The sequence below is a fragment of the Coprococcus sp. AF102-57 genome, assembly GCF_027686195.1.
GTDB classification, from domain to species: Bacteria; Bacillota; Clostridia; order Lachnospirales; family Lachnospiraceae; genus Allocoprococcus; species Allocoprococcus comes.
Map to the genome: position 1 here is coordinate 28,556 of NZ_JAQCSY010000010.1, position 13,262 is coordinate 41,817.

17 protein-coding genes are annotated in these 13,262 nt (G+C 42.8%); 2 read left to right on the forward strand and 15 right to left on the reverse strand.

Translation table 11 applies throughout. The annotated features are described in order from the left end of the window. Positions 1-152: 152 nt before the first annotated feature. From PGZ10_RS08200 to PGZ10_RS08230, 7 genes are all read right to left on the reverse strand, one after another. A complete protein-coding gene (locus PGZ10_RS08200) occupies positions 153-572 on the reverse strand; it encodes a hypothetical protein (RefSeq protein ID WP_270541100.1) in 420 nt (139 codons plus the stop codon). After that, the gene (locus tag PGZ10_RS08205) at positions 569-2,086 is read right to left on the reverse strand and encodes a Y-family DNA polymerase (RefSeq protein WP_270541102.1); all 1,518 of its coding nucleotides are present in this window, start codon (positions 2,084-2,086) and stop codon (positions 569-571) included. Before PGZ10_RS08205 ends, PGZ10_RS08200 begins: the two co-directional genes overlap by 4 nt. Before the next feature lie 96 nt (positions 2,087-2,182). Beyond that, positions 2,183-3,103, reverse strand: a complete 921-nt coding sequence (locus PGZ10_RS08210) for a glycoside hydrolase family 25 protein (protein WP_270541103.1) — start codon at positions 3,101-3,103, stop codon at positions 2,183-2,185. Positions 3,104-3,132: 29 nt separating this feature from the next. Next, positions 3,133-3,795, reverse strand: a complete 663-nt coding sequence (locus PGZ10_RS08215; protein WP_270541105.1) for a hypothetical protein — start codon at positions 3,793-3,795, stop codon at positions 3,133-3,135. A 41-nt stretch (positions 3,796-3,836) separates the two neighbouring features. Continuing rightward, the gene (locus PGZ10_RS08220) at positions 3,837-4,583 is read right to left on the reverse strand and encodes an IS1096 element passenger TnpR family protein (RefSeq protein ID WP_270541106.1); all 747 of its coding nucleotides are present in this window, start codon (positions 4,581-4,583) and stop codon (positions 3,837-3,839) included. Between the two features lie 271 nt (positions 4,584-4,854). Next, a complete protein-coding gene (locus PGZ10_RS08225) occupies positions 4,855-5,097 on the reverse strand; it encodes a hypothetical protein (RefSeq protein WP_182450933.1) in 243 nt (80 codons plus the stop codon). Positions 5,098-5,200: 103 nt separating this feature from the next. Further along, the gene (locus PGZ10_RS08230; protein ID WP_270541107.1) at positions 5,201-6,598 is read right to left on the reverse strand and encodes an ATP-binding protein; all 1,398 of its coding nucleotides are present in this window, start codon (positions 6,596-6,598) and stop codon (positions 5,201-5,203) included. A gap of 734 nt (positions 6,599-7,332) precedes the next feature. Between PGZ10_RS08230 and PGZ10_RS16825 the strand changes: the two genes are divergently transcribed. Both PGZ10_RS16825 and PGZ10_RS08235 read left to right on the forward strand, forming a co-directional pair. After that, a complete protein-coding gene (locus PGZ10_RS16825) occupies positions 7,333-7,512 on the forward strand; it encodes a Fic family protein (RefSeq protein ID WP_334294844.1) in 180 nt (59 codons plus the stop codon). A gap of 57 nt (positions 7,513-7,569) precedes the next feature. Beyond that, complete coding sequence (locus tag PGZ10_RS08235) at positions 7,570-7,761, forward strand: DUF6219 family protein (RefSeq protein ID WP_055247149.1); 192 nt, start codon at positions 7,570-7,572, stop codon at positions 7,759-7,761. A 59-nt stretch (positions 7,762-7,820) separates the two neighbouring features. Here the strand turns inward: PGZ10_RS08235 and PGZ10_RS08240 are convergent, their stop codons facing one another. The 8 genes from PGZ10_RS08240 to PGZ10_RS08275 all read right to left on the reverse strand — a co-directional run. Next, entirely contained in the window at positions 7,821-8,144 is a 324-nt protein-coding gene (locus PGZ10_RS08240; protein ID WP_147357692.1) for a hypothetical protein, read from the reverse strand. A gap of 111 nt (positions 8,145-8,255) precedes the next feature. Beyond that, a complete protein-coding gene (locus PGZ10_RS08245) occupies positions 8,256-9,026 on the reverse strand; it encodes a hypothetical protein (protein ID WP_270541108.1) in 771 nt (256 codons plus the stop codon). A 1-nt stretch (position 9,027) separates the two neighbouring features. Further along, entirely contained in the window at positions 9,028-9,411 is a 384-nt protein-coding gene (gene gloA2, locus PGZ10_RS08250) for an SMU1112c/YaeR family gloxylase I-like metalloprotein (RefSeq protein WP_118217759.1), read from the reverse strand. Positions 9,412-9,552: 141 nt separating this feature from the next. Continuing rightward, the gene (locus PGZ10_RS08255) at positions 9,553-9,882 is read right to left on the reverse strand and encodes a hypothetical protein (protein ID WP_118217758.1); all 330 of its coding nucleotides are present in this window, start codon (positions 9,880-9,882) and stop codon (positions 9,553-9,555) included. A gap of 64 nt (positions 9,883-9,946) precedes the next feature. Then, the gene (locus PGZ10_RS08260) at positions 9,947-10,879 is read right to left on the reverse strand and encodes a hypothetical protein (protein WP_055058494.1); all 933 of its coding nucleotides are present in this window, start codon (positions 10,877-10,879) and stop codon (positions 9,947-9,949) included. Between the two features lie 131 nt (positions 10,880-11,010). Further along, entirely contained in the window at positions 11,011-11,913 is a 903-nt protein-coding gene (locus PGZ10_RS08265) for a sugar phosphate nucleotidyltransferase (RefSeq protein WP_118618475.1), read from the reverse strand. Between the two features lie 8 nt (positions 11,914-11,921). Further along, positions 11,922-12,122: a 4Fe-4S binding protein gene (locus tag PGZ10_RS08270; RefSeq protein WP_118618477.1), complete on the reverse strand. Its 201-nt coding sequence runs from the start codon at positions 12,120-12,122 to the stop codon at positions 11,922-11,924. 154 nt (positions 12,123-12,276) lie between these two features. Next, on the reverse strand, positions 12,277-13,262 hold a 986-nt coding region (locus tag PGZ10_RS08275; protein ID WP_270541109.1), incomplete at its 5' end, for an acyltransferase family protein.

Below are 13,262 nucleotides of genomic sequence, written 5' to 3' on the forward strand. Positions count from 1 at the left end.
TGCCTTTTCTGAACTTTTCTAACTTTATGCAGTCTGTTTATCTCTGTACTCAATTATCCATACACAACTTGCATAAAGTTAAAATCAGACATTTCGTCATACAAGTATCAACAATACTATGCTCAGTCTATAACATCATAAAATTTATTCTATCACACTTCGTCAGCCGCGGCAATCACTCCATCAATGTCTACGATTTCATCAAGCGGAATCCGTTCCCCGCTCTGTAATACGATTTCATTCAGATAGGTGTCAATCCTCCGGATACATCCGGACTTTTTCTGGTAGGAGCCACCTTCCTTTTTCTGATCCGGTACAAAATATTCAAAATCCACTTCCCGTGGTTCCTGACTCTGGCATACTTCCCGTAAATACAGATCCAGTATCTGTCTGCAATCCTCACTGAGTCTGCGTTTCCGCTCGGTCAGTCTTTCGATCTCCCTGATTGCATCTTTATGTCCGGTCAGCGCTGCAAACGGGGCAAACTGCGCCGCTCTGTCCTGCCTTGACATCTGCGGATGTCTGACCGATACATGATGCGGTAAATGAATGATATCCTCGTATCCTGTCATGCCTTATGCCCTCCGATCTGCTCATTCCGCGCTTTGGTAGTGGCTCCTTCCTGAAAATTAAGTCCCTTCAGAATTGCATTCTTCCCATACTTCTTCTTAATCGAAAGTACTGCCTCCTGCATCTTCTTCTCCCGTTCAAGCTTCTCATCCTGCTGCTTCTTTTCATTACCTTCGGTAAAATCAGTAAACAGATCCAGTTGCCGGAATTCTGTCTTATCTGCCGCTTTCTTTTCATCCAATACGTGATTCGCTGCCATCGAAATCCGCCGCACCATCAAATGCGGATTCACAATCCGGTCATACAGTTCCATCACCGCATCGGTTATCATTCTCGCAGAAGCTGTATACTCTCGTAGATTCGCTGTTCCATGTGCATGCTTTGGAATCTTTCTTCCATACCGGTCCACTGTCACCTCCCCTGTATAACCTTTTCCACTTCTCAGATTCTCGATATCATATCCGACAGTCAGCACGATCTGATCCGTAACCAGATGCTTTTCTACAAGATCAAGCGTCAAAAGATCCAACATCTCTTTAACCACAATTTTCGCCTTTTGGGCATCATACGGGCAATGTAGTACCTGTCCTGCACCAACACTGTTATGCTCCGGCTGATACGCTTTTACATCTGCAATCGTACACGGTTCCCACCCCCAGGCATGATCGATCAGAAGTTCTGCATTCACACCGAACATTTTATACAAAAGCTCTTCGTTATAAAATTCATTCTCTTTTCCAACCGAACATCTGGCAATATCTCCCATGGTATACAGTCCACATTGTTCCAGCTTTTTCGCATAGCCTCTTCCCACACGCCAAAAATCCGTAAGCGGTCTGTGGTTCCACAAAGATCTGCGATAACTCATCTCATCCAGACTTGCAAACCGGAAACCATTCTCATCCGGTTCGCTATGCTTTGCCATGATATCCATCGCAATCTTCGCCAAATACAGATTCGTACCAATTCCAGCTGTCGCCGTAATCCCGGTCTGCTCATAGATTTCCCGCATTATCTTTCCTGCAAGTTCTTCCGGTGTCAGTCGGTAAGTATGCAGATAATCGGTAACATCCATAAAAACCTCATCGATTGAATAGACATGTATGTCTTCCGGTGCAACATACTTCAGGTAAATGTCATAAATCCGGGTGCTGTACTTCATATAGAGTGCCATCCTCGGAACCGCCGTGATATAATCCAGTGCAAAGCTCTGGTCTGCCTTTAATTCCCCGGTGTCACAGGATTGCCCGGTAAATTCATGTCCTCCATTTTTCCGCTTTCGCTCGTCGTTAATCTCCTTCACCTTCCGGACAACCTCAAAAAGTCTTGCCCTTCCCGGAATCCCATATGCTTTCAGCGCAGGAGAAACAGCAAGACAGATCGTCTTCGTTGTCCTCTCCGGATCGGCTACAACCAGATTCGTCGTAAGCGGATCCAAATTCCGTTCCTTGCACTCCACCGAAGCATAGAAAGATTTCAGATCAATTGCTACATAACTGCGTGTCTGCTCCGGCATTCGCCGCACCTCCTAACATTTTCGCAAGAGAACATATGTTCTTTTTCAATTATACTATATTTTTTCGCCGACCACAAGATTACAACTATAAATTTTTTATTTTTTAAGCAATTGGATATTCAGATCCACATTTCCTTCAATCCCCGGCACGCTTCCTGTACTGGAATACTGCCACATACTGAACCTATACGGCGTCTGCGGAAGTTCTTCATAATCTGCATACCAGACCGGATAATCCAACAGCTTTTCCAGATCCAGTTCATACGCTTCCCACAGCATATTGCTGTAAATCATGGCATCATATCCCGCTTCTTCTATTTCTTTACAAAATACCTTCGCATTTTGGGTAAATTGTTCTCCCGTTACATCATCCGTCCGTGCTTCGTCTTCCAGAATATGCTCTGGATCGTACACAACCGGCATCTGAAGCTCCTGCCCTTTCAAATGTTCCAGAACAAAATCAGCCTCTTCCTTTGCCTCTTCTTCATTTACCGCCTGCGAGAAAAAATAAACGCCCACATCTATTCCAGCTTTTCTGGCATTTTCCATATTCTGTTCAAACTTCTCGTCTGCATTTAACGTACCTTTTTCACCATAGCCACGATATCCGATCCGCAAAATTGCGAACTCATAGCCCGCTGCTTTCACCTGCTCCCAGTCAATATCTCCCTGGAAAACAGATACGTCTACGCCAAGCCTTGAAGTATATTTTTTATCCTCATAACTCATCTTATTTTCATTTTTTACAAAAAGTGCGTTATCATACGGATTTTTCGCAACTGCTTCATTGATTTCCACCGTATAACACTCTCCGTGTGCATCTACAAAATCAAGCGTATTTTTCTCATCTGTACTTTCCGCATTTTTTGCATCCGCAGAAGTTTCTGCTGTTTTCTTTCCAGAACATCCTGCAAGCAAAGCTACTAACATTCCGAAAATAATCCATCTTACTCTTCTCATCTGATCTCCATTTTCTTCACTGTATTTTCCGGCACTTTTATCACACCAAACCGCCACAAAAGGCTTTTTCTTTTTTCTTATACTCCTTATAGTTGTTCTTCAAACTCTTCACAGCGCATGATTTCCTTCACCGCATCCGTCAGTGCATAAAACAAATACGCATCTTTCACTCTTGCTTCCGGATGCGAAAATGAGATGACAACAGATTTGCCATCTCTGAAATACCAGATTCCCCTTGAAGTCATTTTCCAGTCAACCTCTCTGTCCTTATAACATGCATCCATAAAAGCATACTCCGTGCCACAGCAAATAATAAAGTCTGCTTTATACAAATCAATCTGCTCCTTGATAATGTCATGATGTTCAACTGCTGCCCTGTAAATTTCACCATTATTTGAAGTATGTCCACCAGAAGTTTTCTTCAAATTGACCGCTGCTATTTTCTTCAACTCCCGTAAGCGTCTCTGTTCATTGTCCGTCTCCATCTCAGACCACAGAAATTCTTTTTCCCAGGACAGAATTCCTTCCGTCCAGCGTGCAATATTATCCCATGTCTGTGGTCTTCCACCCTCATAAACAAAATCCCGCAGGTCCCAGCTTTTTCCGCCATTTACTTCTTTTAAGATATATACGATCTTATATCTGGCATTTAAAAATTCCTGCTCGCAGATCACTCCATCGGCTACAATACTGGTATCTTTTTCTCTTAATTTTTGAAATAAAAGCTCCTCTCGTTCTTTAATCGACATAGCTGTTTATTATTCTCCATAATCTTTAATTATACCTTCATTTATCTAACTATTTCATCCGGTTCAAACTGCTCCGGATACACACTGCTTCCTTCATATCCACAGACTCCCATCCTTGGCGAATTCGTAACCGGAAGTAGCCACACCTCTTCACTGTCAATTTCTTCTTCAAATTTGTCTTCTTCAAGCTTGTCTGCACACTCGTCACACCAAAATGGTTCTTCACCATAAATATCCACAGCATTTATCCAGGATGCTCTGTGTTCCCCACAAATCGAACACTGAAATTCCGGTGGATTGTTTCTGGATAATATCACCACTTTTTTACTCTGCTTTGGTGCATTATAATAATTCAATACTTTGATCGCAAGTTCCGTAGTAGATCCAAAATCATACTCATATCCAAACAACATATCCGATTCAAGTATTTCTTTTAATTTGTGTTCCGTACTTTCTGCCGGCTCATCCCAGCAAAAATCATCATCTGGTTCCTTTTCATAGCTTACGCCATTAATCTCAAACGCACTTAAATGTCCACAGCATTCTACCCAGATATCACGGATAAACTGATCCAGATCATCCAATGTTGCATTCTCTTTGATCTGTATAATAAGCCAGTAATCTTTGTTGTACGCTCCATATAACAGCAGTTCAAAATACTTCTCTGTTTCTGTTGCTTTTTCGTATAAATCAACTCTTTTCTTACACGTTTGCAAATGTTTTACCATGCCTGTTCTGGTATATTCTTTACCGCAATATTTACAATAGCCTCTCGTACTTTTTCCCATTTGATGTTCTCCTTCACAACTTTTGTAACCCATATTACTGTAATTTATAATCCAAATTACTGTTTTGATAGTTCCAAGATAACTGTGTTTCCTATATTGTAAGGCTTTCTGATGTGTTTGTCACTCTTTTGTTTCTATCAGGTTACTAATGTAAAAGTTCGTTTACCTTTGCTTGAACAGCAGAATAATTTGGCTGCTGTACTTGGGAAGTACACACCTGTCGTGATGAGCAGTTTTCTTATTTTGATTGGATTTAAGTCTAGAGAATCTGCTATAGATTGGAGAGAACAATTCCCATGATTATTCGTGCAGTTCCACACGGCAGTCCGCAAGGATATCGTTCAGGCTTCTCATTGGAAGGGTCCAGTTTCAGGAGTTTGTTGACATCCTTCAGTCCGGACTGCGTCCCCTCGATTGACTTGTTTACACTTTCCAGTGCTTTGGAGAGCTTTGTGGTATCGCCGCCGATTTCAACGGTGATGCCCTGGATTCTGGATGCTATTTGCGTAACCACCTCCTCACAGGCATAAGAAAAGCCCATCTGCACGGAGCAGACAGACTAAAAATGGGGATAAAAATACCCTGCCAGCTTTCACCAGCAAGGTTGATTAGAATTTTTACTTGTAAAGGTCTTCCAACGTTATCAGCCGAACTTCACCTCGCTCTTGTGCCTGAAGAAGTCCATCTGTGAATCCGCCTTTCGAGAAGATATAGTAGTGATAGTTGTTGCCCTTTCCAAAAACTGAGGCATAATCCCGAATCAAATCGAGTTCATCCACACCGATTTTCTCATTCCGGTATTTGCATGAACCGATGATATAGTCTTTGCCCTCAACAGGAGTTCCAACGATATCAATCTGTATCTGCTTTTTCTTCTTCGGGTCTGTCCCCCACCACTGGCCGATTTCACTCAGCTCAATAGGAAGGCTATCCGAATAATAGAGCAGGTAATCCTGACACATCTTCTCATAAATTAGACCCATGTAATCAGGAAGATACTGTTTTACAGCGTGTGGATAGGTCTTTGCAATTCTGCCAGAGTCAATGGCACTCATATTGATTGGCACAAACCGATACCAGAAACGGAAGAAGTTATCAGCCAGCAGATAGATGGTTTTCTTACCCGGTTTTTCTGTAATCGGTGTTTCTTTCTTAGCAATGCCAAGGTCGATCAGCGTTTTCAGGTACTTCGATACGACCGAGTTTTCCTCGCCGACCTTCATCTTGATATCGTTCATTCGGGAAGCACCTTCTGCAATCGCTTTAATGATTGCATTATAAATAGCCGGCTCCCGGAGTTCCTGCTTCAGTAAGTTTCCCGGTTCCTCATACAGATAGCTGGAGCGGTCAAAGAAATTATCCAACAGAGCTTCATCCACACTATCTCGCACATCCAACTTATTGATATAGTGGGGAACTCCTCCCGTGATTCCATAAATCAGGGAATTGTCTTCTGCAGACAGATTTGAGTGGAACACAGCGGTTTCTTTATAGTCTAGCGGCTCAATCTTAAACTGACCAGTACGTCTGCCATACAACGGACTTTCTTTGCCAAGCACCTGACTCTCCATGAAGCTCATAGAGGAGCCGCAAAGAATCAGGTACATCTTGGACTCTGTCCATTTGTGATCGATGATGTGCTGCAGCATCGCTGAAATAGCTGGTTTTGCTTTTGCAAGATAAGGATACTCATCAATGACAAAGACAATCCTCTTTTCCTTTGAAAGTGCTGTCAGCTCATCCAAAGCTGCATCATAGGACCTGAACTCCGGTGCAGTCTCCATATCCGGCCGCTCAAAACTCATAATCGACTTTGAGAGAGCTTCCAGATTTCCCTTTCCTGTCGTGTTCAATGCAGAAAAGAAAATGGTAGGCTTATCTTTGCAGAACTCGTTGATCAGTGCCGTTTTACCAACACGCCGTCTGCCGTAGATGACAATGCACTCAAACTTATCACCTGCGTACCGTTTATTCAGTTTCCGCAGCTCATCCTCACGGCAATAGAATTGACTCATCTGCTCACCTCCAATAATTATACTCGTGAGTTAGTAACTCGTAAGTTACTTCTTTACGAGTATAATAAATCAGATAGTCTACAAAGTCAAGTAAAATAAGTCGAACCTTTAGAATCAATCGAAGTCCGACTGACTTGCCAGCTCTTTGTACGAATAGTCGTCATTCTGCCGTTCCGTGAACATATCGTTGACCAACCCGATGGTCGGCAGGTCGAGGTCGGCGATGCTGATACCGAGCTGTACACAGCGCAGCAAAAAGAGCGGGGTGCTTTATTCTCCCAGTCCGTACCATCGTTGCTCAGGCTGAAATCGCTGTGGCTCTGTTCGCGGCTGTCGCTGTTATGATCCAGACGGTGTGTACCAACAACATCCAACGGCATTGCCCACTTGAAGCACTTATTCAACTTATCGTACCATCCTTCCAGCAGCCTTCAGTCGGAAAGACTTTTGGTGGCAATACATCAGACTATCGTGCATGTAAGGTTTCACACGGATTAAATCTCCCTTTTGATGACACCACAGAAATTGATGGATTTGACAATCGGGTCAAATCACAATATCAAAGCGTGGTACACCAAACGGATACACTCGTTGACAATTTTCTGCATACTAAGTTCGATGAGAGAATGCGTTGGCTTATTCAGGTAATTCTCACTCTGCTTGCCGCGCATCAGTAGGCAGAGCAAGTCAGAGGGCAAGTCACAAACTCGACCGTACAGGATGATAAGGTTGCAGTGATACTTGACTTTTGTTCTATTCCACGTTCCAGGAAAGAGATTCAAGCATATCTTGGTCTCACCGGAAGAAACAACTTTAATGATAAATATTTAAAACCACTCTTAGCTTCTGGAAAACTGAAAATGACTATTCCAGACAAGCCAAACAGCCGACTACAAAAGTACGTCAAGACATAAATAAACTCCGCGGCACACCACCACGGAGAAATCTAAACATATAGGAGGACACACAAAATGAAAGCACATAAATATTGGTCACTCGGCGCACTTGCCTGCATGGCAGGGTGCTTCTACACAGGCTGCAAGAAACTGATGCAGGCTCACAAGTATTTTGCTTGTGGCTCTCTGGTCTGCATGGGCATGGCAATCTACTCAGGCCACAAAATTGCACCGAAGAAGAAAAAAGCTGAAAAGCCTGAAAAATAAGAACACACGCCGCAACAAGCGAGGGCTTTTTTGAACTCCAGAAGTTCACTTTATTTCCATCACAAACTATACGCTTCCATCATGAGCCGAATTCCGACTTTCAGGCCTTCCTCAAAAGCGGTCTTCTCCCATGCACAGCACACCGTCCCCTGCCGGTCCATGATCTTTTCCCATAGCGGAATCTTATCTCCAACATAGTCATCTACGAGTCTATTCATTCCGTTCAAGCTACGCAGCCACTCTTCCAGTTCTTTTTCCTTGGCCTTTGCTGCTTTCCCGGCATCTGTGTTTTTCTCTACTGGGTTGTTCTCCGTGTAATGCTCGTAGATCAGATCCAGCAGGTTCTCTACCGGCGGGTAATACTCCGGCTCTGTTTTCTTCAAATACTCCTCCAGCATTTCCTTCAGTTTTTCTATAATGCTACCATCCTTCCCAACTGAGATTCACATCCTCAGTTATGGCACATATTACCGCACACTTCTGTACATAGCAACCTATTTTTTGCGGTCTTTTGGACGGCCCATCTTCTCCTTTACCTTGTCCGGCACATCGATCAGCCCGAATCGATAGAACATTCCGTATATGTAGGTCACTCCCCGGATATCGCCCAAAGCTTTCGGGCGGTCTACCACTTCTCCTTTAATATTCTTCAGCGCCAGCAGCACTGAACTCCACGCTAAACTTTTACTCTTCTCCCGGCGGTCGATCCACAGCTCTTTCGTGTACTCGCCGCTTCTTCCTTTCCTCACCTCATAAGTAAATGGCAACCCGGAGTAGGTTTTGAATTTCACACCGGCATAGGCCAGAACCACTCCCCAGAAGTTCTCTTCTGTCGGATCAGCCCTCCACCGCTTCATCGCTCTGTATCTCCGCTGCCGCTCTGCTCCAACACTGATTTTATCTTTCTCTGTACTTGGAAAATACACGCCTTTCTGATATGGCAGGTACGAGGTAACGGAGGCTTTGGAGAGTTGAAGAGTAGAGGATGTTGAGAGTATGGAGGTTTTGTAGTCTTGTGTTTCACGGTATTCTTGAAAGGTACCTTGCACCTTCTCTGCCACTTCAGATTCATACACACCGGCCGTGATGAGCAGCTTTCTTACTTTGATTGGATTTAATCCCAGTTCTTCGCCGATGGCCTGCAAGGACATCTCAGAATCATAAAGTGCCACAGCACTTTCCATCTGCTCTTTCAGATTTTTCCCGGCATCGTACTCTGGCTTCAACTTCTTCCGGCCACCGCCTGGTTTTCTTGTTTTCTTCATTTTATTCATGCAGCTCCAACGGCAGTCCGTCCGGGTCATGGAAGAAAGTCATCTTCTTGCCGGTGTAATCATCCACACGAATTGGTTCACATTCAATTCCTACCTCTGCCAACTCATTCACTGTCTGCTCCACGCTCTCCACACAAAATGCAAGATGACGCAGCCCACAGGCCTCCGGGCGGTTCACACGCTTCGGTGGGTTTTCTTCTGCAAAAATCTCCAGCTCTGTGTGTTCGTTAACACGCAGATCTAGCTTCCAGTCCTTACGCTCTGGACGGTAGTTCTCTCTGATAACAGAGAATCCCAGCTTGTTCACATAGAAATCCTTTGCAGCTTCGTAGTCAGATACGATGATTGCAATATGATGTATTTTTGATAAGTTCATTTTATATCACACTCCATTTCTTTTAATTTTGTCCTTCTTTTATTTCCATCACAAGCTATATGACAGCCTTCAAAAAATACCGTGTAAACTCCTGGAGTTCAGTTTGTCCACACGGCATTTATTTTTTTCTTGGGTTCTTGTTTATTTCAGTTTTTCGAGAATCTCATCCGCACTCATCCCGCTTGCCAGCAGCCTCTTCAGCACAGCCTCTGCTTCGGTCTTCTTCGCTTCTTCAGCGGCCTTAGCATCTGCCTTTGCCTTCTTCGATTCCAGGGATGCCACTTCTTTTTCGGCCTTCTTCAGAGCAGTCTTCTTCTCTTTCAGATCAGCCTTCAAAGTGTCAATGTTTGCGGTGATGGATGAAATCTCAGCAGTCAGGGAAGTGATAGATTCCTGCTTCTCCGCGATCTGAGATGCGTAGTCGGTACGGGTAGTTTTGGGACGGTTTTTGCTGCCTTTTGTTCTGGGCATAGGTGATAACCTCTTTCCTTTTATAGTGGTTTAAGTATAGCACTGTGTTGGGGGACGGGCAATATCATGAATTCGCAGTATAAAAATCCAAATATTTATGCTGTGTCTCACAGTATTTGATATAGCTTGTCATCAAAGAAAGGCATTGCACTCTGTCTACTTTTAATCCAGACGGGTGTGCCAGTTCATTGCGAGTTAATCTTAAATATGTAGCATATATTGCCTTTGCCGCATTATCAAGCGAAGGCGACAAACCCTTCACTGTCGGATATTTAATCTGATTTGTAGTCGCATCTTTCAACTTAAGAACTTCTAGCAATATGTTTTCATATTCCGCATACCGCTGCGAAACCACATTCTTCCCCTGTAAAGCATTTACATAAGTTGCTTGTAATGTCGGTTCTTTATTAGCAAGAAAGCTTTCCATTTTTTCTATAAGTTGCGTTGCCAAATACTCACCAGCCAATCCAAGCATAATAAGTGCTGATTCAAACGCATCTGCATTATAGCATTTTAAACTTTGTTCAATATAGAATTTTTCCCATTCATCAATAGATGAAATCGAAGAAATCTTCTGCATATAGGCATCTGGGTCATATGGAAAAATATCGCGTTCTTCTATACATTTCAATCCATATTTCGTAACATGAAAATATGGAAGGCTATCTCCGTAACCACCAATTGCACCAGGAGATAAAATATTATGATATGTCATCAAATGAACTTCTTCATTAAACAAATCCAGATTATCATTATCTAAATTTGTATTGCTCAGATAATATGGATATTCACCCGGAACTCCCCATGCCATTGTCGGGATTTCTACCACTTTTTCTATCACGCCATGTTCAATGCCGATATACTCGACTAATGCTCGCAGAGCTGAAACAGTTCCCCTATAGCCGTACATTTCAAATGTCTTTTTCCAAGGAGTCTTTTCTGGATTTTTTTCTGCAAGAGCTTCAAATATCAAATTTCTCATTTCAAGACTTGTCATTACGAAATCCCTCCAATCTAACAGATTTCTTTTCTCACATCTCAGCCGATCATAAGATCGTTGCCTGCTGCTCACCACGGAGAGGTGTGTGATTATTACGAGCAGCGTGGGGAGCTACCGCTCCCATTATATCACAAGTCTGCAAATAGATCAGCCTTATACACGCCATCCGCCAACATTTTCTTGAAGCTGTCTTTCACTGCTGCGACATCCTCATGGTAGGTCATGCCGTACCAGGTGTCGTTGGTCTTCAGAACCTTCACAGACATCTTGCCCTGCTCCAGCAGCTCACCGATGAAGATTGGGATCAGATACTCGGCTTTCTGAGGATTGCTCGGTACTTCTTTCTCAAAGAACTCTTTGAAGCCCTCTTCCAGTACATCCAGAAAATCAGGAGTTAATCCCCACATATTCATAGAAACCAGAGAATCAACATCAATCACTTTTCCGTCTGCCTCTGCTCCATCTGCAGTCTTCACGATGTTCTTGGTCTCCACAACCTCAGTCAAGTTGTTATCCTCGTCCATCTTGCAGATACCGCGAGTCACACCGCCGTTATCGGACAGAGTGTTCTTCAGAACGAAACCAGCCATGCAGGACTTGCCGCCATTCACTAGATACTCATGGACAGCCTTGAAGCCTTCCTTGCCATAGTAATCATCTGCATTGATCACGATGAACGGAGTTTTAATTACGTCCTTCGCTGCAAGCACAGCCTGACCGGTTCCCCACGGCTTTGTACGGCCTGCCGGAAGTTCTCCCGGAATATCGTTGATATCCTGGAAAGCGTAGTCTACAGTTACATTGTGAGAGGAGCAAATAGAGGCAATGCGATCACCGATCACCTCTTTGAATTCCTTCTCGATATCCTTACGGATAATAAAAACTACATGGTTGAAACCGGCCTCGATTGCATCATGGATTGAGTAGTCCATAATGATATGATTCGAAGCGTCTACCGGCTCCAACTGCTTGATTCCTGTTCCGAAACGGCTGCCGATTCCGGCTGCCATGATAAGTAATGTTGTTTTCATAATCTCTCCTATGCTCGTGCTGCTTTTATCGGACATACCTTAATGCATTGATAGCACCGCACGCACTTGCTTTCATCAATCTGTGGATATTCAAATCCCTCTTCGTCCTCTACCATAGAAATAGCTTCTTTCGGACAGATGGCATAACAAGCCGTACATCCACAGCATTCTTCTTTTCTTTTATATAGTACTGGTATTTCTCTTTCCATTTTTCTCATCTTCACCTTTACTGTTAGCCAAACAACTCTCTAACTAAACGACTATTCTTTATTCTATTGGCACTAATAATCACTGCCAATACAACAGTCCCAATTAAACATGCTACAAATCCCGTAAATCCATATGATGGTTCTTTCCCATCAATTAAACCCCAGAGAAAAAAATTATCATATGTGTATAAAAGACGACTGTACTCATTCGTCTTAAAAAATGACTCTGTGCATCAGTCACTTTTTCAACTTTAAGATTCTGAACAAAGATAAAAAAAGCCACACAAACGCTAAGTCGCAAAAATACATTGTCAATAAAAACATCAAATATAAAAAGAGTCACAAAAATAATGCACGAATATCTGACCACAGCATTATTAATCCACTTGCTATACTTCTGTATTAATGCTCCTATAAGCATTAGATATATTCCGGAAAACACTCTTCCTTCAGAAAAGGTTTTTGCTAAACACACTGCAAGCAATCTACTGAACCCATGAAAAGAATTCTGATTAATGACCAGATAATCAGTGCCTTTCGATATTATAAAGGAAATACTAATAGTCCAAATAACCTTAGGTGTCTGAAATCCATTTCTGATAAGGAAATAAAATACAATAGATGCATATATAGCTGCCAGCAAATACCAAAGCGGATAAGAAAAATAGTTTTGTCCTTGGAACAAAATATTTCTAATATATAAAATACCGGATTTGAATATACCATATTTATCAACAGAGAAAAAGCCGTAGAACGCAAGAGGAAGGTATAGTATACTCCAAATAAAATAAGCCCTTAACATTTTCAGTATTTGTTTTTTTGCCTTTTTCTTGTTATATTCACAGTCATATGGCAAAATTAATTTTCCAAATACCAGGTATCCTGTCGACATAAAAAAGAATGGAACGGATAATGCCACAGTCGTTTCATATAAATTTTTCCCAATTCCATTTACACTTTGCAGCGGCTGTGTATGAATAGCAACGACACATATTGCCATTAAAAACTTTACGACATCAATAGCTCTGCTCTGCTCTGCTCTGCTCTGCTCTGCTCTGCTCTGCTCTGCTCTGCTCTGCTCTGCTCTGCTCTGCTCTGCTCTGCTCTGCTCTGCTCTGCTCTGCTCTGCTCTGCTCTGCT